The sequence below is a fragment of the Archangium sp. genome (assembly GCF_036277355.1).
Classification (GTDB): domain Bacteria; phylum Myxococcota; class Myxococcia; order Myxococcales; family Myxococcaceae; genus Archangium.
In genome coordinates, this window is sequence record NZ_DASUNC010000170.1 from 23719 (window position 1) to 50457 (window position 26739).

Annotated in this window: 18 protein-coding genes and 1 pseudogene; 7 read left to right on the plus strand and 12 right to left on the minus strand. The window is 68.6% G+C overall.

The window, feature by feature from the left end; translation table 11 throughout:
* Positions 1-9: 9 nt before the first annotated feature.
* A complete protein-coding gene (locus tag VFZ09_RS41900; RefSeq protein ID WP_329733411.1) occupies positions 10-3828 on the minus strand; it encodes a kelch repeat-containing protein in 3819 nt (1272 codons plus the stop codon).
* A 154-nt stretch (positions 3829-3982) separates the two neighbouring features.
* Positions 3983-4513, minus strand: coding sequence for an FHA domain-containing protein (locus tag VFZ09_RS41905; RefSeq protein WP_329733412.1), 531 nt, complete (start codon positions 4511-4513; stop codon positions 3983-3985).
* Between the two features lie 98 nt (positions 4514-4611).
* Between VFZ09_RS41905 and glpK the strand changes: the two genes are divergently transcribed.
* From glpK to VFZ09_RS41925, 4 genes are all read left to right on the plus strand, one after another.
* Positions 4612-6096 carry a glycerol kinase GlpK gene (gene glpK, locus VFZ09_RS41910; protein ID WP_329733413.1) on the plus strand — a complete coding sequence of 495 codons (1485 nt, stop codon included), beginning with the start codon at positions 4612-4614 and terminating at the stop codon, positions 6094-6096.
* A gap of 36 nt (positions 6097-6132) precedes the next feature.
* Positions 6133-6444 carry a 4a-hydroxytetrahydrobiopterin dehydratase gene (locus VFZ09_RS41915; protein WP_329733414.1) on the plus strand — a complete coding sequence of 104 codons (312 nt, stop codon included), beginning with the start codon at positions 6133-6135 and terminating at the stop codon, positions 6442-6444.
* On the plus strand, positions 6444-7679 hold the full coding sequence (locus tag VFZ09_RS41920) for a hypothetical protein (RefSeq protein WP_329733415.1): 1236 nt from the start codon (positions 6444-6446) through the stop codon (positions 7677-7679). Before VFZ09_RS41915 ends, VFZ09_RS41920 begins: the two co-directional genes overlap by 1 nt.
* Before the next feature lie 113 nt (positions 7680-7792).
* A complete protein-coding gene (locus VFZ09_RS41925) occupies positions 7793-8665 on the plus strand; it encodes a DMT family transporter (protein ID WP_329733416.1) in 873 nt (290 codons plus the stop codon).
* Between the two features lie 42 nt (positions 8666-8707).
* On the opposite strand, the gene VFZ09_RS41930 is transcribed toward VFZ09_RS41925, so the two are convergent.
* The 10 genes and pseudogenes from VFZ09_RS41930 to VFZ09_RS41975 all read right to left on the minus strand — a co-directional run.
* Positions 8708-8980: a hypothetical protein gene (locus tag VFZ09_RS41930; protein WP_329733417.1), complete on the minus strand. Its 273-nt coding sequence runs from the start codon at positions 8978-8980 to the stop codon at positions 8708-8710.
* Between the two features lie 74 nt (positions 8981-9054).
* A complete protein-coding gene (locus VFZ09_RS41935; protein ID WP_329733418.1) occupies positions 9055-9648 on the minus strand; it encodes a hypothetical protein in 594 nt (197 codons plus the stop codon).
* A gap of 107 nt (positions 9649-9755) precedes the next feature.
* Positions 9756-12242: a hypothetical protein gene (locus VFZ09_RS41940; RefSeq protein ID WP_329733419.1), complete on the minus strand. Its 2487-nt coding sequence runs from the start codon at positions 12240-12242 to the stop codon at positions 9756-9758.
* A gap of 1 nt (position 12243) precedes the next feature.
* Positions 12244-17088: a hypothetical protein gene (locus tag VFZ09_RS41945; protein ID WP_329733420.1), complete on the minus strand. Its 4845-nt coding sequence runs from the start codon at positions 17086-17088 to the stop codon at positions 12244-12246.
* A 24-nt stretch (positions 17089-17112) separates the two neighbouring features.
* Positions 17113-18255, minus strand: a complete 1143-nt coding sequence (locus VFZ09_RS41950; protein WP_329733421.1) for an SH3 domain-containing protein — start codon at positions 18253-18255, stop codon at positions 17113-17115.
* A gap of 165 nt (positions 18256-18420) precedes the next feature.
* Positions 18421-19497 carry a succinyl-diaminopimelate desuccinylase gene (dapE, locus tag VFZ09_RS41955; protein WP_329733422.1) on the minus strand — a complete coding sequence of 359 codons (1077 nt, stop codon included), beginning with the start codon at positions 19495-19497 and terminating at the stop codon, positions 18421-18423.
* A complete protein-coding gene (locus tag VFZ09_RS41960; RefSeq protein ID WP_329733423.1) occupies positions 19494-20585 on the minus strand; it encodes a class I SAM-dependent methyltransferase in 1092 nt (363 codons plus the stop codon). The genes dapE and VFZ09_RS41960 overlap by 4 nt, the downstream gene beginning before the upstream one ends.
* 9 nt (positions 20586-20594) lie before the next feature.
* Positions 20595-21419 (minus strand): 2,3,4,5-tetrahydropyridine-2,6-dicarboxylate N-succinyltransferase, encoded by an 825-nt coding sequence (locus VFZ09_RS41965; protein WP_329733424.1) that lies wholly within the window; start codon positions 21417-21419, stop codon positions 20595-20597.
* A 42-nt stretch (positions 21420-21461) separates the two neighbouring features.
* Positions 21462-21794: a PRC-barrel domain containing protein gene (locus VFZ09_RS41970; RefSeq protein WP_329733425.1), complete on the minus strand. Its 333-nt coding sequence runs from the start codon at positions 21792-21794 to the stop codon at positions 21462-21464.
* A 91-nt stretch (positions 21795-21885) separates the two neighbouring features.
* Positions 21886-22083, minus strand: a pseudogene (locus VFZ09_RS41975) (selenocysteine-containing); the annotation flags it as partial.
* A gap of 156 nt (positions 22084-22239) precedes the next feature.
* Here VFZ09_RS41975 and VFZ09_RS41980 point away from each other — a divergent pair.
* From VFZ09_RS41980 to VFZ09_RS41990, 3 genes are all read left to right on the plus strand, one after another.
* Positions 22240-23676, plus strand: coding sequence for a pyridoxal phosphate-dependent decarboxylase family protein (locus VFZ09_RS41980; protein ID WP_329733426.1), 1437 nt, complete (start codon positions 22240-22242; stop codon positions 23674-23676).
* A gap of 133 nt (positions 23677-23809) precedes the next feature.
* Positions 23810-24574 (plus strand): hypothetical protein, encoded by a 765-nt coding sequence (locus VFZ09_RS41985; protein WP_329733427.1) that lies wholly within the window; start codon positions 23810-23812, stop codon positions 24572-24574.
* Between the two features lie 102 nt (positions 24575-24676).
* Positions 24677-26713: a hypothetical protein gene (locus tag VFZ09_RS41990; RefSeq protein WP_329733428.1), complete on the plus strand. Its 2037-nt coding sequence runs from the start codon at positions 24677-24679 to the stop codon at positions 26711-26713.
* The last annotated feature ends 26 nt before the right edge of the window (positions 26714-26739 follow it).

Here is a 26739-nt window from a genome sequence, read left to right on the forward strand (position 1 = left end):
GAGCGGGGCTCACCGCAATGGAGTGAGGGGGCTCCAGCCGGCTCCGAGCGAGAACAGGAGGGCATCGGACTGGCGTCCCGCGGTGGCGTTGAGGAAGCGCTCGTAGGCCACATCGGCGAAGAGGCGGAAGGCCCCAGTCTGCAGGCCCACCCCCACGCCGGCCCGGCCTCCCACGGAGCCCTCCGGCACGAGGGCAGTCACCCCGAGCAGGACATGGGGGCGGATCCATCCGAGGCTCGCGCCCTGGATGTCGTACGGGTAGAGGCGTCCCTCGGCGCGCAGCACGGGGGATGATTGGAGCACGACGGTGAGCGCGCCGCCGAAGCCGGAGCCGGCCCCCTCCATCGGGGCCTGGGCCAGCTCCGCCATCAGGGAGGGGACCACGGCGAAGCGTACCACCTCCGCTTCGCCGCGCAGCCCCACCATCAGGCTCCAGGGGCGCGCGGGCGGCTCCTGGGCTGCGGGCTGTGTGGAAGACGGCTCGGACACGGCCTGGGCCGCGCGCAGCTTCCGGCGCACCCGCTCGAAGCGCTCCTGGAGCGTCTGGGAGGGCAGGGGAACGGGAAGCTGCGCGGACGGGCGCTGCGTGAGGGCGAGCGCGAAGGCCTCGTCCGCCTCCTGGTCGTTGCGCAGGCTGTGGTGGAGGATGCCCTTCATGAGGACCATCCAGAGCGTCTCCTCGGGGCCGTTGCCGGCGAAGGTCTCCGCCTCGCGCAGGGACTTGAGGGAGGCCTCGTACTCGAGCTCGTCGTAGAGGCGGGCGGCCTTGCGGATGTGAGGGTTCTTCGTCGAGGGGTAGGACGTCTGCTCGAGAGGGCTGGCGAGCGCCTCGCGGCCAGCGGAGCCGAGCACGGTGGCCAGCACGAGCAGGGGCAGGAGGGCCCGCGAGCCCTGGCGCAGGGGAGAGGGTGGCCCCGAGCGGCGCCGCCGGTGGAGCGCGAGGGCCAGCGAGGCCAGTGCCCAGGGGACGACGCCGGAGGCGGGCAGCGTGGCGCAGCCCCAGCCGTAGGAGCCGCGGATGATGAAGCGGGCGGACTCCGAGGCCGGGCCGGTGTTGCCGGCGGCGTCGGTGGCGGTGGCCTCCACCGCATGCGCCCCCATCGCGAGCTCCCGCGGGAGGGTGAAGCTCCAAGCGCCCTCGGTGGCCGTGGCCATGCCCTCCTGCCGTCCATCGACGAATACCGTCACGGTGCTCCCCGCCTCCGCCGTGCCCGAGAAGGTGGGCATCAGGGTCCGCACCGTCGCATCCAGGGTGGGGGTCCGCAGCAGCGGGGCCGCGGGAGCCATCGTGTCGACCGTCCACGAGTGGATGGCGGGAGAGGTATCGGCGTTGCCGCTGGCATCGATGGCGCGGACGGCCAGGGTGTGCGTGCCGTCCGGGAGGCGCTCGAACGAGGGGGTGCTGGAGCAGGGCACGAAAGGGGCCTCGTCCAGGCCGCACTCGTAGCTCACGGTGTCCGTGTCGGGCGAGGACAGGGAGAAGTCGGCCCTCGGCTCCCGCGCCTGGAGGGGCGGGACGGTGGAGAGGGAGGTATCCGGCGCGGTGGAGTCCACGACCCGCACTGGCTGGCCCGAGGCGATGGCATGGGTCGAGACGAAGAGGAGATAGTGGCCATACCCCACCGGCGGGAGGGTCACGCGCACCTCGGTGTCCGAGAAGCGCTGCCAGCTGAGCGGCACGTACCCTCCTCCCTCGGGGGACAGGAGGAGGAGGCGGGGGACGTCGGAGGCACCACAGCGATAGCTGTCGCCACAACCTCCCGACGGGCCGCGAAACCCGGTCCCGGTGAGGGTGAAGGCCACTCCTGGAACCAGCGGGCCCGGAGCGTTCGGCTTGGGGCGCCACGCCTCGTTGGTGCCCAGGTCGTCGTACAGCTCGGCGGTGGCGGAAGCGCCACCCGTGACGAGCACACGGCTGGAGGGCAGGAGGACGGCGGCATGCGCCTGGCGCGCCCAGTTCATGGAGGCGAGCACCTTCCAGGTACCGGTGGCGGGGTCGTACAGCTCGGCGGTGGCGAGGAGGATGGAGCCATTGGAACCACCGGTGACGAGCACCTTGCCATCGGGCAGCAGGGTGGCGGTGTGCTGGTGGCGCCCCGAGCTCATGGAGCCGGTGGCCTTCCAGGTGCCGGCGGTGGGGTCATACAGCTCGGCGGTGGCGAGGGGGGTGGAGCCATTGGAGCCGCCGGTGACGAGCACCCTGCCATCGGGCAGCGAGGTGGCGGTGTGCTGGTGGCGCGCCGAGCTCATGGAGCCGGTAGCCGTCCAAGCGCCGGTAGCGGGGTCGTACAGCTCGGCGGCGGCCAGGGTCGCGCCGCCGGTGGCACCGCCAGAGATGAGCACCTTGCCCGTGGGCAGAGGGGTGGAGGTGTGCTGGGAGCGAGGCGCGGCCATGGGGCTCGTGGCCTTCCAGGCGGCGGAGGCCGGGTCGTACAGCTCGGCGGTGGCGAGGACCCGGAGGCCATTGGCGCCGCCGGTGACGAGCACCGTTCCATCGGGCAGCAGGCTGGCGCGGTGCGCGGTGCGCGGCGAGACCATGGGCGAGAGGGAAGCCCAGGCGCCGGCGGCGGGGTCGTACAGCTCGGTGGTGGAGAGGACGCTGGAGCCCGCGGCGCCGCCCGCGACGAGGAGCTGGCCGGTACGCAGCAGCGTGGCGGAGTGGTGGCCACGTGCCGAAATCATCGCGCTGGTGGCCGTCCAGGTGCCAGTGGAGGGCTCATACAGCTCCGTACTGGCGGTCATCCCCACCGCATGGGTGCCGCCGGCGATGAGCACCTTGCCGTTGGGCAGCAGGGTGGCCGTGGAGTCGCCGTGGGCGGAGGCCGTGGCACCGGTGGCCGTCCAGGTGCCGGCCGCCGGGTCGTAGAGCTCGGTGGTGGCGAGGGCGACGGAGCCGTTGTAGCCACCGATGGCGAGAGCCCTGCCGTCGGGGAGCAGGATGGCGGAGAGATAGACACGTGCCGAGGACATGGGGCCAGCGGACGACCAGGTGCCGGTGACGGGGTCATATAGCTCGGCGGCGGCGACAGGGGTGGTGGCGTATCCACCGATGACGAGCACCTTGCCCTGGGGCAGCCGGACGGCGGCATGCTGGTAGTGCCCCGAGGCCATGGAACCAGCGGAGGTCCAGGCGCCGGTGGAAGGGTCGTACAGCTCGGCGGTGGTGAGGACGGCACCATTGTAGCCACCGGCGACGAGCACCTTGCCGTCGGGCAGCAGGGTGGCGGAGTGGGAGTAACGTGGAGAGCCCATGGAGCCGGCGGATGTCCAGGTTCCGGTGGCGGGGTCGTACAACTCGGCGGTGGCGAGGGAGACGGCGCCGTTGTAGCCACCGGTGACGAGCACCTTGCCGTCGGGCAGCAGGGTGGCGGCATGGTGGTAGCGCACCGAAGCCATGGTGCCGGCGGACGTCCAGGTTCCGGTGGCGGGGTCGTACAACTCGGCGGTGGCGAGGACGGCGGAGGCTCTGTAGCCACCGGTGACGAGCACCTTGCCGTCGGGCAGCAGGGTGGCGGCATGGAGATAGCGCGCCGAGGCCATGGTGCCGGCGGATGTCCAGGTTCCGGTGGCGGGGTCGTACAACTCGGCGGTGGCGAGGGCGACGGAGCCGCTGTAGCCACCGGTGACGAGCACCTTGCCGTCCGCCAGCAGGTTGGCGCCATGGTAGTAGCGCGCCGAAGTCATGGCCGCGGTGGCCGTCCAGGTACCGGCAAGAGGGCTGTACACCTCCGCACTGGCGAGGGTGCCGGTGCCATCTTGACCGCCGGTGACGAGGATCCTGCCATCGGGCAGCAGGCTGGCGGCATGGACATGGCGCTGCGAATTCATCGGCCTGGCAGCGGTCCACCCCGGAGCTGCTGCAGCAGCGGAGCTGACCAGACACAACACGAGCAAGAGAAGCCGCATAGGACATGGAGTTACAGCACACCCGCCGTTGCCGCTCCAATAACTGGCCTTCGACCCGGAGGAGCGGGCGTGGGGCTCAGCGGTGAACGGGGGCGGCCATGGCCAGGTGCGCGTGGAGCGTGTCGGTGCGCACGTAGAGGAACTGCGCGTCGCCGAAGGACAGGCCGTCTCCGTCCACCAACTGCTGCTCCTGGTCTCCCAGGGCCACGGCGTTGACGAAGGTGCCGTTCATCGAGTCCGCGTCGCGCACGTAACAGTTGCCGTCCGCCGCGCTCCAGCGCAGGAGCGCGTGGAACTTGGAGACGGACGGGTCGTGGATGACCAGGGAGCTCGTCTCCAGCCGGCCCACGGCGAACACCTCGCCATCCGTCTTCGGCTTGAGGAAGAGGACCTGCAGGTGCTCGAAGCCCTGCAGCATCGCCATCAGCCGGTCCGCCAGACGCGAGCGGTGGGCCATGAACACCGTGCGCGCCCCGCCCATCTGCTGGGCCACCCGCTGGAAGACGGGGGCGGGAGGCTGCTGGATGAGCGCCACGGGACCGTGCTCGGACTGGAAGGTCCTCACATCCACCTGGGGCAGCGCCCGTAATTCCTTCACCGAAGGCATGGCGCGCAGGCTAGGCGCCCAAGCCGCGCGTGCCAAGGGCCCAGGCTCGGGTATGGTGCGCCCGCACACCACCCAGGCAGCCTCAGGAGGCTTCATCCATGGCGAAGGCGAAGTACGTGCTGGCAGTGGACCAGGGCACCACCGGGACCCACGTCTCCATCCTCGATGACAAGCTGCGGGTGGTGGGCAAGTCGTACCGCGAGTTCACCCAGTACTTCCCCAAGCCGGGTTGGGTGGAGCACGACCTGGAGGAAATCTGGACCAGCGTCGAGCAATGTGTGCGTCTGGCGCTGAAGGCCGCGGGGCTGGCCGGCAAGGACATCTCCGCGGTGGGCATCACCAACCAGCGGGAGACGTCCGGCCTGTGGCTGCGCGAGGGCGGCAAGCCGCTGAGCCATGCGATCGTGTGGCAGGACCGGCGCACCTCGGCGCACTGCGCGAAGCTGCGCGAGCAGGGCGAGGAGGCCCGGGTGCGGCAGATGACGGGCCTGGTGTTGGACCCGTACTTCTCGGGCACCAAGCTGACGTGGATGCTGGAGCACGTGAAGGGGGCCCAGAAGCGCGCCGAGAAGGGAGATGCGTGCTTCGGCACCGTGGACACGTGGCTCGTCTACAAAATGACGGGGGGCCAGGCGCACGTCACGGACGTGTCCAACGCCAGCCGCACGCTGCTGATGGACGTGAACCGGCTCGCGTGGGACGAGGGCATGCGCACGCTCTTCGGCGTGCCGGCGGCGTGCCTGCCGGAGATTCGCGGCTCGGCGGAGAGCTACGGCACCACGCGGGGCATGAAGAGCCTGCCGGACGGCATTCCCATCAGCGGCATGGCGGGAGACCAGCAGGCGGCGCTCTTCGGGCAGGCGTGCTTCAGCCCGGGCGAGTCCAAGTGCACCTACGGCACCGGGGCCTTCCTGCTGATGAACACGGGCGAGACGCCGGTGTACTCGAAGGCGGGGCTGCTCACCACGGTGGCGTGGAGAATCAACGGCCAGACGGCGTACGCGTTGGAGGGCAGCTCGTTCATCGCCGGGGCCGCGGTGCAGTGGCTGCGGGACGGGCTGAAGGTCATCAAGAAGGCGGCGGACGTGGAGCCGCTCGCGGCGAGCGTGAAGGAGAGCGGGGACGTGGTGTTCGTCCCGGCGCTTGCGGGCCTGGGAGCGCCGCACTGGCGTCCGGAGGCGCGTGGCCTGTTCGCGGGCATCGACCGCTCCACCACGGTGGCGCACCTGGCGCGCGCGGCGCTCGAGGGCGTGGCGATGCAGATCCACGACCTGGCCGAGGCCATGCGGCGTGACAGCGGGCGGGAGATTCCATCCTTCAAGGTGGACGGAGGCGCGTCGGCCAACAACCTGATGATGCAGTTCCAGGCGGACATGCTGGGCACGGAGGTGGTGCGTCCGCAGAACCTGGAGACGACGAGCCTGGGAGCGGCCTTCCTGGCGGGACTGGGAGCGGGCGTGTGGAGCGGCACGGACGCCATCCGCCGCGCGTGGAAGGTGGGCAAGGTCTTCAAGCCGAAGATGAAGCCCGAGGTGCGTGAGCGATACCTGACCAAGTGGCGGCGCGCGGTGGAGCGCGCCTGAGACAGCGGCCCCGGGTTGCGATAGAGGAGACGAGCGATGGCCCATGACCGCACGCAGTTGACCCCCGAGGCGCTGAAGCAGTTCCTCACCGAGCACTCCGAGTGGAAGCACGAGGGCGGGATGATCCGCCGCACGTACGAGGCGCCGGGCTTCCTGGCGGGCATCGAGTTCGTGAGCCGGGTGGCGAAGGCCGCCGAGGCGGCGGACCACCATCCGGACATCGACATCCGCTGGAGGAAGGTGACGCTGGCGCTGGTGACGCACGACGCGGGAGGGCTGACGTGGCGTGACACGAAGCTGGCGGCCGAGGCGGACACGCTCTTCAACCAGGTCGTGAAGCAGGGCTGATGCGGGCAGCACTCATTGTCGTCGGGGTGCTGCTGACGGGGCCGGTGGCGCGGGCACAGGACGAGGTGCCCGAGGCCACGCGGCCGGAGCGGCTGTACCTGAACTCGGGCGTGCTGATGGGCTCGTCGCGGGTGGTGGGGTTGGGTGGGGCCTACGTGGGCATCGCCGAGGGCGTGGCGGGCTTCACGCACAACCAGGCGGCACTGGCGCACCGCTCGCCGAGGCTGGACCGGGACTGGGACGTGGGCGTCACGCTGTCCTGGATGAACCTGCCGCTGGCCAAGGTGAAGGGCAAGGACCTGGACAACGACGGCCAGCCGGACGACGCGCCGGAGACGTTGCAGCTGCAGGGCGCGGTGATGTTGCAGTACCGCAACTTCGGCCTGGGCTTCTCGCTGCGCAACTACCAGGTGGCCTACTGCAACACGGTGCACTGCGACCCGAGTGACCGCATCCGCGTGTCGCTGGTGCAGTCGTCCCTGGCGGGAGCGGTGGCGCTGGGGCGGGACGACTTCATCCTGGGCTTCGGCATCTACAGCGCGCAGGCGGTCTTCAGCCACAAACCGGAGGGCGACTGGCGTTACGGGGACACGGGGTTGGCGCTGGACATGCTGTACCGGCCGCACGGACGCTCGTACCGGGTGGGGGTGTCGGTGAGGCCGGAGGTGGTGGGCGCGTGGCGGCGGGCGGAGGGACAAGTGCCCTTCCTGGCGGGCCGGCAGCTGTACTCGGCGGTGGTGTCACCGGCGGTGATGTCACTGGGAGCGAGCTGGAGGCTGGGAGAAGGCTCGGAGCGCTACAACCAGCTCTCGCCCGCGGCGCGCCGGCAGATGCTGGAGGGAGAGCACTTCTCGGAGGTACCGGCGGAAGAGAGCGCGGAGGGACCCGCGGGCCGGTGGCTCATCAGCGCGCAGGCGGACTTCATCTCGCGAGTGGAGAACGCGGTGCCGGTGCGCTCGTTCACGGCGCTCACGGCGCCGGAGAAGGTGGGCGTGTCGGGGATGCTGCAACCGAGGGTGGGAGTGGAACACGAGACCTGGCCGGGGCGGCTCCGAACCCGGTTGGGAGCCTTCATCGAACCCTCACCGTTCACGGACCACCTGCCGAGAGCGCACGTGACGGGAGGCTTCGAGCTGTTCCTGTTCCGGTACCTGGACGACTGGGCACTGACGGCATCGTTCGACGTCTCGAGACGCTACTCGGACTTCGGCATTTCGGTGGGTCTATGGCGATGAATTCCCCTCTCCCCTCGGGAGATGGACGGGGTGAGGGTGCCCGTCCCCCGGGTTCATCACCGCGTGAATCCCCTCTCCCTCTGGGAGAGGGTCAGGGTGAGGGTCATCGAGCCATGTGGAAGACGGGAGCGCTCACGGTCCTCGCGCTCATGGGTTTCGCGGCCAATTCACTGTTGTGCCGGGCGGCCCTCGAGAACGGAGCATGGAGGATCGACGCGGCAAGCTTCACGAGCATCCGCCTGGCCGCGGGAGCCATCGTCCTCGCGCTCCTGCTCCGGATGCGCGGAACCCGAAGCGCGGAGCGAAAAGGCTCCTGGGGTTCAGGCCTGGCACTGTTCGCCTACGCGGCGGGCTTCTCCCTGGCATACGTACGCATCCCCGCGGGAGTGGGGGCCCTCATCCTCTTCGGCTGCGTGCAGGCGACAATGCTGAGCGTGGGGCTCTTCCGAGGAGAGCGCCCACGACCCCTCGAGTGGCTGGGATTGGCACTAGCCCTCGGAGGGCTGATCGTCCTGCGGCTGCCGGGAGCCACGGCGCCGGACCCGCTCGGAGCGACACTGATGGCCGGAGCGGGAGTCGCATGGGGCATCTACTCCCTGCGAGGACGCGGCACGGCGGACCCACTGGCGGCGACGGCGGACAACTTCCTCCGGAGCGTGCCCATGACGCTCGGACTGTCCCTCCTGGCGCCCCTGGCCCTGGGAGCACCCCGAGCGACGGCGGAAGGCGTGGGGCTCGCGGTGGCATCGGGAGCACTGGCCTCGGGGGTGGGCTACAGCCTGTGGTACGCGGCGCTGCCGCACCTGACGGCGATGCGAGCGGCGGTGGTGCAGCTCGCGGTGCCGGTGGTGGCGGCGGTGGGCGGGGTGCTGCTGCTCGGCGAGACGCTGACGGCGCGGCTGGTGGGCGCGGGCTCGGCGCTGCTGTGTGGCGTGTTCCTCGCGCTGCTGGCACGCCAGAGAAAGGCCCCTGCGCCCTCACGGTGAGCGCGCATCCGGGAGCAGGCCGAGCGCCCGTAGCCCCGGGGCTCAGCCGTGGCGCCCGGAACGGCGCCGCGCCGCCTGCCGCACGCCGGGCAGGGGCCGGGGCGGGGACTCCAGGTGCGCGGCGCGGGGAGTCCTCGCCGCGGGGGTGCCCAGCTCGCTCCCATCCTCGGGAAGAGGCCGGTCCTGCTCACGCCTCTGTGCTGGCGCGCTGAGCAGGCGGGAGTCCGGCTGCCAGTCGAGGAGCAGGATGGAGATCAACACCATCAGCACCACCGTGCGCCGGAAGGAGGGCGAGTCCTGTAGCAACGTCTGCATGCGTGGTTCCACCCCGTGGAAACAGCCCGGCCGACGTTTTCATGCGGCCCCGCCCCCATTTTCACACCGCGGCGTCAGGGAGAGGCACAGATGAGGGTGTCGAGCATCGTCACGTTCGAATTGCCCGTCACGCTCCAGGGGCCCACGCCGCCAGTGCCGTTGATGAAGGAATAGGCCGTGGAGCGGATGCTGGTGGTGTAGCCCTGGGACGAGGCGTGGCCGTTGTCCTGGCAGAAGCGCCGGGCGGTGTCCGCCGCGCTGGAACCCGTCGCGGGGTAGAGGGTGCCTACGTAGTACCCGTTCACCATCGGGCTCGAATAGGTGGTGATGGGGACATCGTCACAGGTGATTGCATCGAGCATCGTGACGTTGGCATTGCCCGTCGTGCTCCAGGGGCCCACGCCGCCGGTGCCGTTGATGAAGGAATAGGCCGTGGAGCGGATGCTGGTGGCGTACTTCAGCGCGGAGACGTAGCCGTTGTCCTGGCAGAAGCGGCGGGCGGTGTCGTCCGCGCTGGAGCCCGTCGCGGGGTAGAGGGTGCCCACGTAGTACCCGTTCACCATCGGGCTCGAATACGTGACGGGCGTGGCACGGGCCGGCAGCGAAAAGCCCAGCACCACGAACAAGAACACGAGACACGAAGACAGACGCACACCCTGCTGACTCATTCCACACCTCCACTGAACCGAAAGGGGGAATGAATGTAGCCAATTCAAGAAAAAACTGTAAGAATAGATGAACAGGAAGGCCCGCTCATCGCGGGCCATCACCCGCCTCACAGCCGGGAGAGCTGACCATCCCGGAAGGCCTGGTCCACGGGCGCCGCCGCGTCCGCCTTGGTGATGTAGCCCTTCTTCGCCACATCCAGCCCCTTGTTCTTCTCGTACGCTCGCGGACTGCTCGCCGCCGAGTAGCACGTATAGGTCTCCGGCTTGCCCACGGCCTCGGGACAGATGATGGCCATGTAGACGTCGCTCCGCGTCGTGAGCGGCCCCTTCGCCTTGATGCAGCGGTCCATGTATTTGTAGACGTAATCGAGCTGCTCGACCTCGGTCATCACCTTCAATTCATCCACCGTCTTGCCAAGCCCCTCCGTGCCGCTCGGGGTGAACTGGATGAGGCCGTACGCCTGACCGCCCGCGTTGTTCTGCTTGCTGGCCGAGAACGTTGCTCCCGTCTCGAAAGCCATGCAGGCCATCAGGTCATCCGGCTGGATCTTCAGGAGGTCGCAGATGACCAGCACCTTCTTCCGGAACTCCGCCGAGACCTTGGAGCCCCAGACCATCGTGCCCTCGATCCTCCGGGGCGACTGCCCGATGTCCGTGGAGACGGAGGGGACCTCGGTGGACAGGACCTTGCCCTCCTTGTCCAACACGCAGGCCTCGAGCTTGAACCGGCCCTGGCCCCGCAGCTTCCGGACCACCTCCTGGTCCGTGATTCGCGCCACCAGCCGTCCCTGGGAGTCACACTGGCCTCCAGCGCCCAGGGCAACGTCGTACCGGAACGGGACTCGCGACAGCAGCACCGGGTCCTTCAAGCCCGAGAAGTACTCATAAAGGCGGAACCCGAGCGTGCTGCCCTTCTTCCCGTTCGGGACATGCCGCGCCTGACAGCGCACCTGCATGTGGCACGTGGCATCGGTGAGATCCACGAGGCGCACCGTCAGCTCGCTCAACCGGGGAACGCCCTCGTAGGCAACGGAGAATGCCGGCGGGGCGGCGACCAGCTCTTCCCAGAGGTTGGCGCCCGGCTCGGTGACCTGGCCGCGGATGCGCACCTTCTTGCCCAGGAGGTTCGGCTCCTCCAGGGGGATGAGCGCCTCGAGGTAGCGGGGGTTCCGCTCCGCGGGCTTGACGGTGAGCTTCATGAGCTCGGTCTGGCTGGCCTCGTCATACAGCGAGAAGACGGGCTCGGCGGCCTTCCAGTACCCCCCATCTCCCACGAGCTTGATGGTCACGAGCAGCTGGTTGTCACGCACGCCAGTCGAGATCGACCCGAAGTGGGGGGCCCGCGATGGAGTGTCCTTCAGCTCCTGGGAAGCAATGGCGGTGGCCAGGTCCTTGGGCGTCTTCTTCTGCTTGGGCTGCTTGGAGCCCTTCTTGGGAGGCGGCTCGAGCCAGAGCTGGTCATCATCGAAGGTGAGGAACCTGGACGCGTCGTAGTCCATCACCGCGCTGACGGGCACGTAGCTCTCGGTGCCCGACAACGTCTTGGGAATCCGCAGCAAGGCGAAGAGCTGCACCTGCGACATCCCCAGGGTGGGCATGAGCAGCTCCCAGAAGTACTCCGAGGACGAAGCCTCCGCCAACGCCGGCCGCGAAACGGGATTCATCAGCAGGGTGCGGACCACGGAATCGAGCTCATGCAGCCCGTATTGCCAGAGCGTCAACTCGAGCGGGAGGCGGAAGCCCGGGTCCACGTTCTCCACCTTCGCGAGAACGCTTCCATTGCTGACCTCGAAGTTCGTCAGCTTCGGCTTCGGGAAGGAGACGGCCTTGGGCCGCTTCCAGACCAGATAGCTCACCTCCTGTCCCTCGGTCTCCTGGAGGACCTCGAGCAGGAGATCGAAGCTGTACTCGTCCTGCTGCTTCTCGAGGTAGGTCAGCAGGTACTCGCCGCCGCACTCCGCGCAACCGACCCTCCATTCCTTCGTGTCGTCCTCCTCCATGGACCACTCGAAGATGGACCAGGCCAGCGAGTCGGAGAACTTGCCGGACTCGATCGCTCCCCCGTGGAAGACGGAGAGCTTGAGCCGGGCCTTCTCGAACTTCCGGCTGAGCACCGGCTTGAGCTTCAGCAGCCTGCCGAGGAGGACCTTGCCGGGGCTGGCCCCCGTGACATCCAGCGGGTTGTTGAACTTCAGCGGACCCGAGACCGCATGGGGAAGCGCGAACGGAAAGTCCGGGATGACGGAGAGCTGGGCGTCGGCCACACCGAAGAGGCCCGACGCGAAGGTGTCGATCTCCACGTCGACGGTGCAGGAGTCCCCGTTGATCTTCATGGGAACCGCGCCGATCTCCGACTGCCGGAGTTCTCCGAGCGACTGGGCCTCGACGAGCACGCGGCACGTCGCGTCGGCGGGCAGGTTCTTCTGCGTCCCCCGCAGGGTGACCTTGTAGAGCCGCCCCTCCTGCCGGATGTCCGCGGGGGAGAGGGAGAGATTGAGGGTGATGGGGGCCACGGCCACCAGGCGGATGACACCCTCGGCTCCCGGCTCGAGCCGCACTTCGAGAGGAGCAACCACTTGCGCTTCGGTCGCCATGTCAGGCCCTCCCGCTCGTCATGAACACGCCCCGGCCGTCCGGCCACATGCCGGGGAAATCACCCAGCACCTCCTGCGGCTCCTTCTGCTCGAGAGGCTCGGGAATGGTGAGTTCCTCCTCGCAAGCCAGAGCCTCGTCCGCCTTCTCCACGGGCACGACACGGAGCTTGTACGTCTTGTCGCCCTCGAGCGCCGCGGCGACGTCACTCACGTCCACCTTGGCGCGGAAGACGCCCTTCGAGTCCGTCACACCGCCGCCCCCCTTGCGCCGCAGCTCGTAGGCGATGCAGTCCGCCGGGAGCTTCAGGGGCGTCCCCGAGGACGTGGTCAGCTCCAGCTTGAATCCCCTGCTCGCGGGGACCGCGTTCGTCGAGAGCGAGACCGTCAGGACGAAGGGATCGTACAACGCCGGCTGCGCCTGGAGCTGAGCACCCGGCTCCATGTCGTATCCGATTTCCTTCGAGGGCTGGACATCGATGCGCTCGGTCTTCAGGGGCACGTCCTTCTTCTTGACGAAGGCCGAGATGGCGAGCTGCTTGCCCTTCAGGTTCTTGTCGCTGAAGTTCAACGCTCGCACCACACGCAAGGGATTGGGCAGGACGTCCGACTTCGCTTTCTTGTCGAACTCCTCATGCCCGAAGCTGATGCTCGGCTGGGCCGCCTTCCAGAAGTTCACGTCCCCCCCGAGCAGCGGCACGCAGACCTGGGCGCCCTTGCTGGTGAGTTGGACCACCGGCTCTCCGAACATGGGGCTGTGCAACACCTCCGAAACGCCGGTGGACCACTGCTCCAGGTAACCACCCCGGGCCAGCTCCTTCAGGGCCTCCACCGTCACCCGCTCACACCTCTTGCCGAGCGTGTCCGACGGGAGGAGCCGTCCATCCTGCGCGCTTCCTCCATTCGGGAAGAAGCAGCCGAACTGCACGGCCATCAACTCCTCATGGGTGAACTCCTTGCGCAGCTCGGTGAAGACCTCGTTCGCGTCGAACTCGACCACGAGCTCGCCGGGGTGGCGACTCTCCTTCGGCGCCTTCACCCGGATGCGGAGCTCGCCCTTTCCCGCTGCCTCCCAATCCTCGATCCAACCGTCCGCTTTCGCGCTGTCCACGGCCTCGCGCAGCTTCTCCGGGTTGGCGGCCCGAAGCTGGAGGGAGAGCCCATCCTCGGACAGCCCGACCAGGTTCACCGCCTGGCGTGCCGCATACCCGCTCCGGATGCGCTCCACCGCCTCGACCAGCTCCCAGGCAATCAGGGGCTCGGAGCCCGCAGCGGGCTTCTGACCCCTGGCCGCGTCGAGGAACTCCTTGTACGTGAAGTGCTGCGTGACATAGGTGCTGACGTTCTTGACGGTGCCCTGCTTGAGGAAGCCATCGACGACCGCGAAGCCGGCCTCCTCCTTGAGGGCCGTGTCCTCTCGCGCGACGACGGGAATCGCCATCCCAGCGGTCTCGAAGACAGAGGCATCCTTCGGAAGCTCGCCCGTCACCCGGCCCTTCCACGTGCGCAGGAGGATCCAGCCACGAAGGAGCCTCGGACAGTGGGCGCGGAACGCGATCCGCCAGGAGAAGGTTCCATCCTTGCCACTGACCAACGCCGCGTCGAGCACCAGGGGTTGCGAGCCGTCCTGTGAGGGCCTGGAGGCATTCAGAAGAACGGGCTCGAGCCCCTGAATCTTCAACTCGCCGAGCGCCTTCGCGCCAGGCTCATCCAGGCGCCACTCGCCCCAGCCGGGCACCTCCACGGGCTGCGCGAACACGCCCTCGTTGAACGCCCCCGAGGCGAGGGTCAGCCGCCAGTCCGAGGCGCTCGAGGACGAGACGTGCAGCTCCACCGTGTCCTTGCCGTAGCCCCGCTGCACCGCGCCGGCGTGGAGGAGCTCGCCCACGCGCCGGGTCTCCATCTGCTCACGCGCCGGCAACCACCCCACCGCGACGAGCTTCTTCAGCTCCTCCGAATGCCAGAGCGGCACATCCGCGAACTGGATGAAGTTGTGCCGGATCAGGAGCAGCAGCAGCCAGGCGAAGGTGACCGGGTGCGGGTTGTCGAGCAGGGTGTTCCTGGGGAGCTGCTCGCCATCCGGGTTGTCGGCGAACAGGGGCTTCTCGTTCCCCTGGGGGCCCAACACCGGCTTCTCCTTGTTCGCCCACCAGCCGACAGCCTCCGCGTACTTCCGGATGATCTCCTTCGCGCCCTTCTCGTCCGTGGCTTGCAGCACGTCCGAGCCGAGCTCCAACCGCTTGCGGACCTTCAGGTGCTCCAGCACCTGCTTCACGATGTTGTCGGGGTTCCACTCGTTGAGGTGCCGCAGGACGACGTTGCGCCAGCGGACGGAGGTCAAGGCCTTGAAGTGCTCGACATCCTTCGTCAGGCGCTCGTCCTTGCCCGGAGCGCTTCCGGACTGCAGGAAGAGGCTGCCCGGCGTCACGGGCTGCACGAAGATCTTCCTCGCCCTGGCGGGCACGGTGATGCGGAGGCGGGTCTTCCGTCCGTCGTAGTCCACCTCCACCGGCTCGAGGGACGGAGGGTCGAAGGTGAACCGGAGCTTGTAGGACCCCGCGGGCAGGCAGTTCTTGTAGTTCTCCAGGAGGACGTCGACGGGATAGCCGAGAACCTTCTCCTCCGCGGGCTTGTCCTCGGACCGGGGCGCATAGAACGGCAGCGCCCGGGAGGACCCCAGGAGCCTCCGGAGCAGCCCCTGGTTGTAGGTGTCCTGAAAGCCGGCGAGCAGCTTCTTCTCCTCGTCGCCCAGCTGCTCCAACACGGGCGCGAGCTTCAGCAGGGACTCGAGCTCGCCCGTGCGCTCGGAGCCGGTCTGCGCGGCGGGAGGATCGAAGTAGTTGTTCTGCTCCTTCTCCTCGAAGAACTGGAAGAAGGGCTTGCCGCCGCTCGACAGCCCGAGCTTCTCCTCCGCGAACTGGAGGAACTGCTCGAGCTGGCCCGGCTCACTGGGCGCGAGGACCTCCCAGTGCAGGAAGCCCTGGCCCACCGCCTCGCTCTTGTCATCGAGATAGCCGAGCAGCTCACCCGCCCGGACCTTGAGGGAGGGATGGCACAGGGTGACGACCTCTCCCGCGATGAGCGACTGGTGAAGCTCGGACAGGTCGCGATCCGGCTGCTTGAAGACAGCGCGGATGACGTCCCCGTTCTCGTCGCCGAGCTGGAAGGTCTGGGGCGTGGAGAGCTCCGAGCCCATCGCGGAGAAGGAGCCCCCCTTCTTCAGGATGATCTCCTCCTTGGGGTCAGCACCCTCCAGGGCGCCCTGGAGCCACCGGACCTGCTGGAAGGCCTCGTGACGTGGATCGAGTACGGACAGGGAGCCATCGCGGCGCGCGAGCACCTTGAGCCAGGCCACATCCTGGTACGTCCCCGCCTTCGTCCAGTCCGGGGGAACCAGGTGCATGTAGAGACTGTAGAAGGTGAAGCGCTTGGGTTCCTGCTTCTGAGCCTGCTGCGTCTGCTCCTGCGGCTTCTTCGGGATGAACTCCTCGACGTCGTGGCGGACCAGGATGAAGGAGTTGTGATTGCCCGCGAACTCCCTGGACAGCTCGTTCGCTTCGAGCCCCTTCTTCGCCGCCTGGACGACCTCGTTCGCTTTCGCGGCGGCATTCACTGCGGCCAGTGCCAGTTTGGACTCGGGAAGGGCGTTCGCCAGCCGGACGGCGACAATGTAACCCGGCGCGAGACAGCGCACCTCCCTGTGGAGAGCCAGCTCCAGGTGGACACCCGAATGGAGATTGCGCTGACTTCCCAGGGGAAAGAGACCCTTCGCCGCCTCCTCCGTCATGGCGTAGCAGTTGACGGGGCGGTAGCGCTCCTTCTGGCCGTCCATGGGGTAGGCGACGGAACGCGAGACGTTGGTGAAGATGCACTCAGGAGGAGCCGGCGTCGGGCGGTGTGAATAGATGAAGGCCCCGCCTTTGTTGGACCCGTTGTAATCCATGTACAGGTCATCACGGACGCTGCTGATGGTGTTCTCCTCGAAGAGCTTCCGGGCCCGGAGCAGCACCAACGAGGCCTTGGCCTCGTTCCAATTCCCGGGGATCACACGAATCATGTCGTGCTTTCCACTGAGCTGGGAGAGCGCATCCAGATCGTGCGGCTTCTTGGGCGATGGGACGAGGAACATGCCCGACTGGATCTTCGACTCATGGGTGGCGGGATCCGCCACCGCGAGCCAGAGGTGCCGGCCCGTCTCATCCTTCAGGTAGGCATAGCCGATGATGAGGATGAGGTGGATCGGCGCGTCGCGGCGCATGGAAAACCCGGAGTAGAAGATGACCGGGTTGTTGGAGGAGACGGCCTCGAGGATGGTCGCGAGGCTCGACTCGATGAGGGAAGGCGTGTTGGCGATCTGAGCGGCCAACTGCTTCCGATTGGCCAGGTCGTGGCGCAGCACCACGCTGGAGGAGAAGCCCAGCAGGTGAGATGCGCTGAACTCCATCTTCCTGAAACGGGTCTCGTCTGGAGCCGTGACTTCCGAGACATCACCCTTGTTGTAGGAGGGATCTGAAACCCAATACCCATCCAGGTTGATACCGTAAGGCCCCTCCGTTGGCTTCTTGTGGAAGGCCCGTTGACCGCCCGGAAAGCGGAGGTCCACGAAGTGCCCCTGCTGCCCGCCGTTCCAGTGCGTGATGAATTTCGACTCGAAATCACCCCCCTGCACGAGCTGGTAGTAGTTGAACGCCATGGAGCACGCCGTTCGCCCACACCAGTCCGGCGGACCTGAAGGATAGTGCTGTCCGAGGAGCGGAACCTTGAGGATGTGGTACTCATCCATCGAGGCAAGCAGCTTGTCCGGCAGCTCGTACTTCCAGTCTGGCCAATATCTGCTGTTCTGGCTCATGACCCCCCCAGGTCATTGAAGTCTTTATGGACCGCCCTGAATGCAACGGTGGTGAACTTCGGCGTATCTGTTGAGCTTGAAGGAGTATGCCTTATTTCCCAGATACGCGATGTCGCCTCGACCTTCAGGCAGCTTGAACACCTCGCGCGTCGAGCCGACGGCATCCTCTTCGAGCGTCAACTCGAGCTCGTTTCCACGTTTTGCCACGGCGGATATCCAGCGCGATTTGATACCCGCATCCATCCCCACGTTCTCGATGATCAAGAGCCATCGGCCGTGAATATCGGGATCGAACTTCAACAGATAGGGCCTCTTCAAGCAGTCATCCCACTGTGCCTTCCAAAGGCCTGATCCCGCTGCGCTCTGCTCCAACACGGCCCACTCCCTGGGAAGCACGTCCAACAGGGAGGAGGAGGCATCATCCAAAGCAAATTGCCCAAGGGCCAGATCCCACTGGCCGGAACGGCGCGGCTGGAGGCCAAAGAAGAGCGACTTCTCCAGCACCGGGCTCGTGGCGAAACCGGTCTGTTCGAGCGCCTCTCCCGTCAGCTCGTTCATCTTGTTGATCTTGTATCTGCCCCGATAGACGACCACGCGCTCCGCGTTTCCAACGGCCACCACGAACAGGTTCCCCTTCGTCTCGGCCCGGACCTTCACGTCCTTCACCACGGCCCCCGTGGCGTCTCTGATGCAGGCGCTGTCGCTCTGCTTGAAGCACGTGTGCTTGAACGTCCTCCGCATCGTCGGCTTCTTGATGCCAGCGGCCAGCTCGAGGTTGCGCTCGAAGAAGAGGTTGCCCAGCAGCTTCTGCAGCTCGGCGTCCTCCGGGGAGAGGGTCGCGGCGCGCAACGCGCTGTCCTCCCGCTGCTTGAGCGGGAGCTTCGTGTCCTTCGCCTCGGCCTTGAGCTTCTCGGCCGAGGGCTTCTCCGGTCCCAGCAGGGACGCGGATGCGTAGCCCTCCTTCTCGCCACAGAGGACCTTCAGCCACTGGCCCTCGAGCGTCTCGGCGACACGGCACTCCGTGCCGATCTGGAGCTTCTCCAGGCTCTCCGCTTCCGCGGAAGGCTCCTTTCGGAGGTTGATGGAGGAGCCAAGGACATAGACCCGTTGCGCTGCGGTGTCGGCGGCAGCCGTCGCCAGCAGCAGGGAGATCAGAAGCGTTTGCATCTTCAATGGTCCTGGGTGACAGCCCGTGGGTGGATGACGATGGCACGGGCCCTCGAAGCTTGTCCACAAACGCCCGGAATCATTGGATTTTGATACCGGGGCTGAATGATTGGACGGCCCGGGACGCGCCAGATTCATGGGCGCGTGGCCACGGCGGGCACCGGCTCAGCGCGCCTGCTTCAGGAACGTGGCCAGCTTCTCGTAGGCCACGGACAGCGCGGGGATCGGCGCGCACTCGTTCGCCTGGTGCGCCTGCGCCGTCTCGCCCGGCCCGAAGTTCACCGCGTCCACGCCGAACTCGGAGAAGCGCGCCACGTCCGTCCACGCCTGCTTCGATGCCGCCGGCAGTCCCGTCAGCGTCATCAACTGCTGGAACAGCGGATTGTCCGAGCACACCCGGCCGCTCGGCGCCAGGTCCGTGAACTCCACCTCCGCCGCGTCCCCCACCAGCTCCCGCACGTCCTGCTGCGCCCGCTCCACCGTCTTCCCCGGCGCGAAGCGGTAGTTCAGGTTCAGCTCGAACGCCTCCGGTATCACGTTGCGCGCCCGCCCTCCCGAGGCCTTCGTGATGTTCATCACCTCGTAGAAGGCGAACTCGCCGTACATCACCTCGCGCCTCGGCAACTCCAACAGCCGCGCCAGCAGCGGCCCCGCCTTGTGGATGGCGTTCTCCCCCTGCCACGGCCTCGCCGAGTGCGCGCTGCGCCCCTTGAAGCGCAGCGTCACGTGCAGGCTCCCCACGCACCCCACCTGCACCACCCCGTCCGTCGGCTCCATCGCGATGCCGAACTTCACCCGCTTCAGCTCCGGACGCGTCTCGAACAGCGGCCCCAGTCCGCTCTCCAGGTACGGGCCCTCCTCCCGCTCGTAGAGCACCACCACCAGGTTCACCGGCAGCTCGGCGCGCGGCAGGTCCTCCGCCAGCGCCATCATCACCGCCAGCCCGCCCTTCATGTCCGAGGAGCCCAGGCCGAAGATGCGCTCCCCTTCGATTCGCGGCTCCCGGTCGTTCGGGTGCGCGGGCACCGTGTCCAGGTGCCCCACCAGCGCCACCGTGGGCCTCGAGTCCACGAGGCTCCCCAGCACCAGCGAGTGCCCCAGCCGGAACACCTCGCGCCGCGGGAAGTGCGCGTGGGCCCAGCGCTCCACGTGGTCGGCGAGCGCGCGCTCCTCGCCAATGGGACTCGGGATGCGGCACAGGGCCAGGGTGGATTGCGCGAGGCGCGTGGCGAGGTCGCTCATGACGTGGCCTTCGGAGCGGGAACGAGCCCGTAGAGGGTGGTGACCTCGCGGGAGCGCGCCGCGTGGAGCGGATCGGACTTGTCCTTCGCCTTCGAGTGGCGCGCGGCGGCAGAGCGCTTCCACTTCACGGCGAGCCCGCACCGCGCGAGCTCCTGCTCGAGCCAGTCCGCGGCACGCAGCTCGAGCAGCACCGCGAGGTCGGAGAGCAGCAGCAGCCCCTCGCCCCCGGGGTTGAGGTGTGGGGCCAGGCCTTCCAGGAAGCCGCGCAGGAAGCGGTTCTCCTCGTCGAACACCGCGCGGTCCACGCGATTCTTCGGAGGCTCGGGAATCCACGGCGGATTGCTCACGATGAGGTCCGCCTTGCCGGGAGGAAAGAGGTCCCCCTCGATGACCTCGAAGCGCTTGGACAGGCCCAGCCGCTCGGCGTTCTCCCGGGCACAGGCCACCGCGCGCGAGTCGATATCCGTCGCGGTCACCGAGGCCGCGCCGCGCTGGAGGAGCAGGAACGAGAGCACGCCGGTGCCCGTGCCCACGTCGAACACCTTCTTGCCGCGCACGTCGGAGACATGCAGGAGCAGCTCGACGTAGTCGGTGCGCGTGGGCAGGTAGACGCCGTAGTGGGGATGGAGCTTGCCCTGGAGCCCGGGCACGTCCAGGCCCTTGCGCCGCCACTCCGCGGCCCCGAGCATGCCGAGCAGCGTCTTGAGGGAAACCACCGTCCTGTCCGCGTCGGGCTCGCCCCACACCTGGCGGCAGGCCTCGGAGACGTCGGGCGCGCGCTTCAGCTCCAGGCGGTAGGAGCGGTCGAGCGCCACGACGATGCGCGAGAGCGTCTCGTGCTCCAGCTGACGCGCGCGGCGCTCGGAGCGGAAGGCCTCCAGGGGCGAGCGCGCCGCACGCGGCGGAGGAAGGCGGCGGCCCATGGCGCCGAGCAGCTGCTTCGCGTTGTGGAAGTCGCCGGTGTAGAGCAGGTGCTCGCCCCGGCGGACGCGCTTCAGGGCGGCATCCGCGGTGAGCCGGTCATCGACGGGGGAGAGCCGCGACGGTGCGGGCTCGCCACTCTCCGAGCGCCAGGTGAAGGAATCCATGCGCGAGGCCTACACCGGCACGGCGAAGTCGCGCAGCGCCGCGTTGAGGCTCGTCTTCTTGTCGGTGCTCTCCTTGCGCTGCCCGATGATGAGCGCGCAGGGCGTCATGTAGCGGCCAGCGGGGAACTGCTTCTCCTTCATGCCCGGAATCACCACGCTGCGCGCCGGCACGCGGCCCTTGTAGACCTTCTCCTCGGGGCCGGTGACGTCGATGATGGGCGTGGAGGCCGTCAGCACCACGTTGGCGCCGAGCACCGCCTCCTCCTCCACCACCACGCCCTCCACCACGATGCAGCGGCTGCCGATGAAGGCCCTGTCCTCGATGATGACCGGCGAGGCGGTGGGTGGCTCGAGCACCCCACCGAGTCCCACGCCACCGGACAGGTGCACGTCGCGGCCCACCTGGGCGCAGCTGCCCACCGTGGCCCATGTGTCCACCATCGTCCCCGCGCCCACCCGCGCTCCGATGTTCACGTAGCCGGGCATCACCACCGCGCCGCGCTCCACGAAGGCCCCGTAGCGCACCACGCCCGGCGGCACCACCCGCACGCCCGCCGCCTCCAGCCCCTTCTTCAACGGAATCTTGTCGAAGAACTCGAAGGGCTCCACCTCCATCACCTTCATCTCGGAGAGGGCGAAGAACAGGAGGATGGCCTCCTTCACCCAGGCGTTCACCTTCCAGCCCTCGGGCCCCTTCTCGGCGACGCGCACCGCACCCGAGTCCAGCAGCGCCAGCGTCTCGCGCACCGCCGCGGCGTAGTCGGCTTCCTTCAGCTTCGTCCGGTCCGCGAAGGCCGCGGACACCCTGTGCGACAGATTCTCGATGGGGGACATGGCCGCTCCTTCAAGCACGAAACGCCACGCGGCGCATCATCCTCATGCGTGCACGTGCCGCGCGGCCTCCAGCGTCGTGGCCGGCGGTTCCGCCAGGGGATAGGTGGCCGTGACGAGCTCCGTGTGCTTCCGCCCCGCCTCGGGCTCCAGCACCTCGCGCTCCCGTCCCGCCACGTGCACGCCCCTGCCCGAGACCCGCTCCACCCGCGCCAGGGGCACCGCCCACAGCTTGCGCGAGAAGCGCTTGCGCACGAACAGCACCGTCTGCCCGACGCAGTCCACCCGCCCCAGCACCTTCCCGTTCAGGTCCAGGACCTTCATCCAGTGCTGGATGGACTTCCTCTGGAAAGGGGACTCCAACCACTCCACGGCCATGGCCTCACCTCCACGTGCTGAAGGTGAGGCCCGGTTCACCCTCCGGGGAGAACGGCGCCGGGTGCCGAGCCCCCGGCCGCCTGCCCGTGGCTCAGGAGCCCGCTTGGGGCCCGCCCACCACCTTGGAGACCGCCTCGACGATCTCCTTCTCGGTGGGGAAGGCGACCGACTCCTTCTTCACCACGGGTTTGCCATCCACTTCCACGATGAAACTACCGGAGGGGCCCACCTTCAGCTCCGCGTCCAGGTTCAGCTCCTGCTTCAGTGCGGCCGCCGCACGGGCGGCCCGAGGCCTGTAGCCTCAAGCGCTGCAAAACGTGATGGTGATACGGGATGCCATGGTGGGCCTCCAATACATGGGGTGTATTCACTGAAATAACGGCCCACGAGCAGCTTGCAAGCCGCACCCCCGCTGCCCTGTCCGCTCCCCTGCATAATTCCGTTCATGGCTCCCCACCGTCCGAACCTCGCCGCCGCCTACGACCCCGAGCACTTCCGCCGCCTCGGACACCAACTGGTGGACCAGCTCGCCGACCACCTCGCCCGCACCACCCGCCGCGAGGGCCCCGTGCTCCCCTGGGCCCCGCCCGCCACCCACGTCGAGCACTTCCCCGCGGACTTCCCCGAGGAGCCCACTGGCGACGCCTCCGCCCTGCTCGCCCGCGTCATCGAGCAATCGCACCACCTGCACCACCCGCACTACGTGGGCCACCAGGTGTCCGCGCCCCTGCCCCTCGCCGCCCTGAGCGACTTCGTCTCCTCGCTCCTCAACAACGGCATGGCCGTCTACGAGATGGGGCCCGTCTCCACCGCCATGGAGCACAACGTGCTGCGCTGGATGGCCGGGGTGCTCGGCCTGCCCGAGGGCTCCGGTGGCGTGCTCACCTCGGGCGGCTCCGCCGGCAACCTCACCGCCCTGCTCGCCGCGCGCCAGGCCAAGGCCGGCTTCGATGCATGGAACGGAGGCCCCACCGCCGGGCCGCCCCTCACCGTGCTCGTCCCCGAGTCCACCCACTACTGCGTCACCCGCTCCGTGCGGATGATGGGCTGGGGCGCCGAGGGCGTCACCCCCATCCCCGTGGATGCGCACTACCGGCTGCGCCCCGAGGCCCTCGAGGAGACGCTCGCCGCCGCCAGGCGTGCCGGCCGCCGCCCCATCGCCGTGGTGGCCAGCGCCGGCTCCACCGCCACCGGCGCCTTCGATCCCCTCGAGGCCGTGGCCGACTTCTGCGCGAAGCACGGCCTGTGGTTCCACGTGGATGGGGCCCACGGCGCCTCGGCCGCGCTCAGCCCCCGCTACCGCCACCAGGTGAAGGGCATCGAACGCGCCGACTCGGTGGTGTGGGACGCGCACAAGATGATGATGATGCCGGCGCTCATCACCGCCGTGCTCTTCCGCGAGGGCCACCGCTCCTTCGAGGCCTTCGCCCAGGAGGCCTCCTACCTCTTCACCGGCCAGGACACGCGCCGCTGGAGCGACGTGGCCCTGCGCACCCTCGAGTGCACCAAGGAGATGATGGCCCTCAAGCTGTACACCTGCCTCCACACCCTGGGCACCCGGCTCTTCGCGGACGCCGTCACCGACACCTTCGACCTGTCCCGCCGCTTCGCCCAGCGCCTCCAGTCCTCGGACGACTTCGAGCTGGCCGTCCCCCCCGACTGCAACATCGTCTGCTTCCGCCACACGCCCCAGGGCGTCCCCGCCTCGGAGCTCGACGCGCTCCAGGTGCGCCTGCGCGAGTCCCTCATCACCCGCGGCGACTTCTACCTGGTGCAGACGACGCTCGGCGGGCGCGTGTGGCTGCGCATCACCGTCATCAACCCGCTCACCACCGACGCGGACCTCGACGCCCTCCTCGACGCCCTGCGCCGCGCCCTCTGAGCCCCAGGTGACAAATCCGCGAATAACAGGCAAACCGGATTTTTATGCTGGACCTGACTTCGTAGAAAATAGTAGGAGCATCGACGAAGTCCCCCCCACAGGCCCTCCCGGCCTACTTCGCGAGGCATCCCCGATGAAGTCCAGCTCCTCTCTGAAGTCCCTCCTTGGCGGTCTGGTGCTGCTGGCCGCTCCGGCCGCCCTGGCGCAGGACAGCGCCACGAGCATCCCCGCCTTCGAGTCGAAGATGGCGGCCGCACGTGCCACCACCAGCCCGAGCGGCGCGACGGTCACCCGGCAGGAGATGGTGGATGCGCTCGCGGCCTTCGGTGGGGTGGACACCACGGAGCGCGCGTACCTGGCCACGAAGGTGAGCGATGCCACCTTCCTCACGGGCCTGACGGGTCCGGCGAAGAAGCAGCTCACCGACTTCCACGAGTTGAACGACGCGGCGGAGTTCGGCGCGCCGCTGGGAATGAACGCGGTGGCGGGCACGCCGGCCGAGCTGTTCGGCGCCAGCGGGGCGCTGAGCGGCGCGCGCATCAAGGAGGGCTACATCCCCAACGGCATGGGCGTGGCCAACCAGGTGACGCTGAGCGAGACGTACGGGATGGCCTTCGGCAGCTCCTACGACTATGGGTACTTCTTCGAGCCCATCACCCCGCGCGAGCTGATCGCCCAGCTGCAGAACAACACGGAGGGCACGCCGAACGCGGACGAGGTGGACGGGGCGGTGGCGTACATCACGCAGATTTCGCGCAACAGCAACCGGCTCTACGTGTCGGGCTGGCGCAGCATGGGCCGGGGCGGCCCGGGCGAGTCGGCCGGCTTCGTGGTGGCGGCCGTGAGCACCGACCGGCGCTTCGTGCGCATGGTGGAGTTCCTCTCCTGGGCGGAGTGAGGCCCTTCAGCGCGCGAATGCCCGGGATGTCACACGCATTTCGTGGCGTACTTCACACTCCGTGATTAGCCAGGGGCGCTCGCGAAGTGGAGGTCTCCCCTCATGCGCATCCGCCTCTGGGCCGCCGTTCCCCTGCTCGTCCTCGTCGTCGCCTGTGGTGACGGCCCCCCCGCCAACCCTGGCAATGGCGCCGACTCCGGGACTCCCGGCGGCGAACGCCCGGATGGCGGCACCAGCGGCACGAATCCGGATGGGGGCTCGGAGCCGCCGCCGCTGGATGGCGGAGTCATCGGCGGCACGGACCGAACCGTCGTCACCTACGCCGGCAACGACGGCCTCGAGCGCTTCGAATCCGCCCTGGTGCTCTCCGATGGCACCGTGCTCGTCGCCGGGGGCGCCACCTCCCTGGACTGGGTGCCCCCGGGCGTCCCGCGCACGCAGCTGTCCGCGGCCACCATCCAGTCCGTCTCCGGTGCCAACATCGGCTTCATCCTCCACCTGAGCGCGGACCTGCGCTCCATCCTGCGCGTCGTCCACTTCCCCCAGGGCTCCGTGCGCAACATCCAACGGCTGCGCGCCACCGGCGCGCCCGGCCAGCCCACCGGGGACCTCTACCTCTCGGGCATCCGAGACGTCCCGGCCGACGTGCAGCAGGAGGGCTACTTCATCGCGCGGCTCGACCACAACTTCGTCACCGCCCCGCCCACGGCCGTGCGCTGGACGTATGACGTGAAGTGCCCGCCCCGCCAGGCCTCCGGCTACACCGGCGAGTCCGAGTACAAGCACCTCCAGCCCTGGGACGTGGGCGGAGACGGCAAGGTCGTCTACGCGCTCGGCGCCGAGTACGACTTCAAGTGGGCCGCCCTCGAGCGCCTCACCGCCGACGGCAAGCAGGACCTGGTGCCCGAGTGGACCGCCCACTGGACGGCCGCGGGCGCCGAGTTCGACGGCCTCGCCGCCGACTACACCGGCGGCGAGCCCCTGGTGCGCAGCGCCATCGTCATGAAGGCCGGCCGCAAGGGCAGCCTGCGCTCCACCACCCAGGCGGACTTCGACGTGCGGCTGCCCGACGGCAATGGCCGCACCGACCGCAAGGGCCGCTTCCCCGACGACTACTACTTCACCGGCCCCTGCACCGCCGCCTCCTGCTCCGGCACCGGCCCCGGCTACACGGGCTACCGCCTCAGCGACAAGCCCACCCAGCGCGTGGGCTCCATTGCCATCGACCGGCGCAACAACCACCTCTACTTCGGCTACTCCACCCAGTCCAGGCTGCCCGACGGCAACCCGGACTTCGAGCCCGCCGTCGTCGCCATGGAGCCCGGCGGCCGCCTGCGCTGGTGGAGCCGCCTCTACCACGAGCAGCTCGAGAACAACGGCGCCCTCGTGAAGACGTCCTCGCCGGACCAGTACGTGGACCACGTGGCCATCGACTACGCGGCCAACCGGCTGGTGGTGCTCGCCCGCGCCCACGGCAACAACGTCATCAACTTCTGGAGCGGCAACAAGGTGGCCTCCCACCCCGGCGCCACGTCCTTCCACCACCAGTTCACCGGCACCAGCGGCAACATCCACATCTCCTGGCTGGCCAAGCTGGCCCAGGCCGATGGCACCCTGGCCGCCGCCTCCTGGGTGGCCGAGTACAGCGATGGGGCCACGCTCGGCACACCCTACGCCGAGCCCCTCCACGACGGCTGGGGCAGCCACAACGCCGGGTGGCCGGACCTCAACACCACCCGCGTCTCCGCGCTCGAGGTGGATGCCCGCGGCGCCGTCTACCTCGCCGCGCTCGGCCGCCGCACCGTCACCACCTCCAACGCCTACATGAAGATGTACAAGCCCTCGCAGGGCAGGTCCGCGTGGAACCATTTCGTCCGCGTCTTCGAGCCCGACCTGAAGGCGCTGCGCTACTCCTCGCTGCTGCGCGGGCCGTGGGACCCGGCGGTGGACGGGGGCGGCGAGAACGTGCTCCTCGAGGGGGTGTTCCCCGTGCGGGACGGCGTCCTCGTCACGGGCTGGCATACCCGGGACAGCGCGGGCGTCCCCCTGGGCGCGCCCCTCCCAGTGGCCGAGGTGCCCGCCTGGGGCTCCTCCACCCCGGCGGGCGAGAGCGCGGTGCTGGCCCACCTGCGCTTCTAGCCCCCCACCGAAGAGTCGCGCGGGGG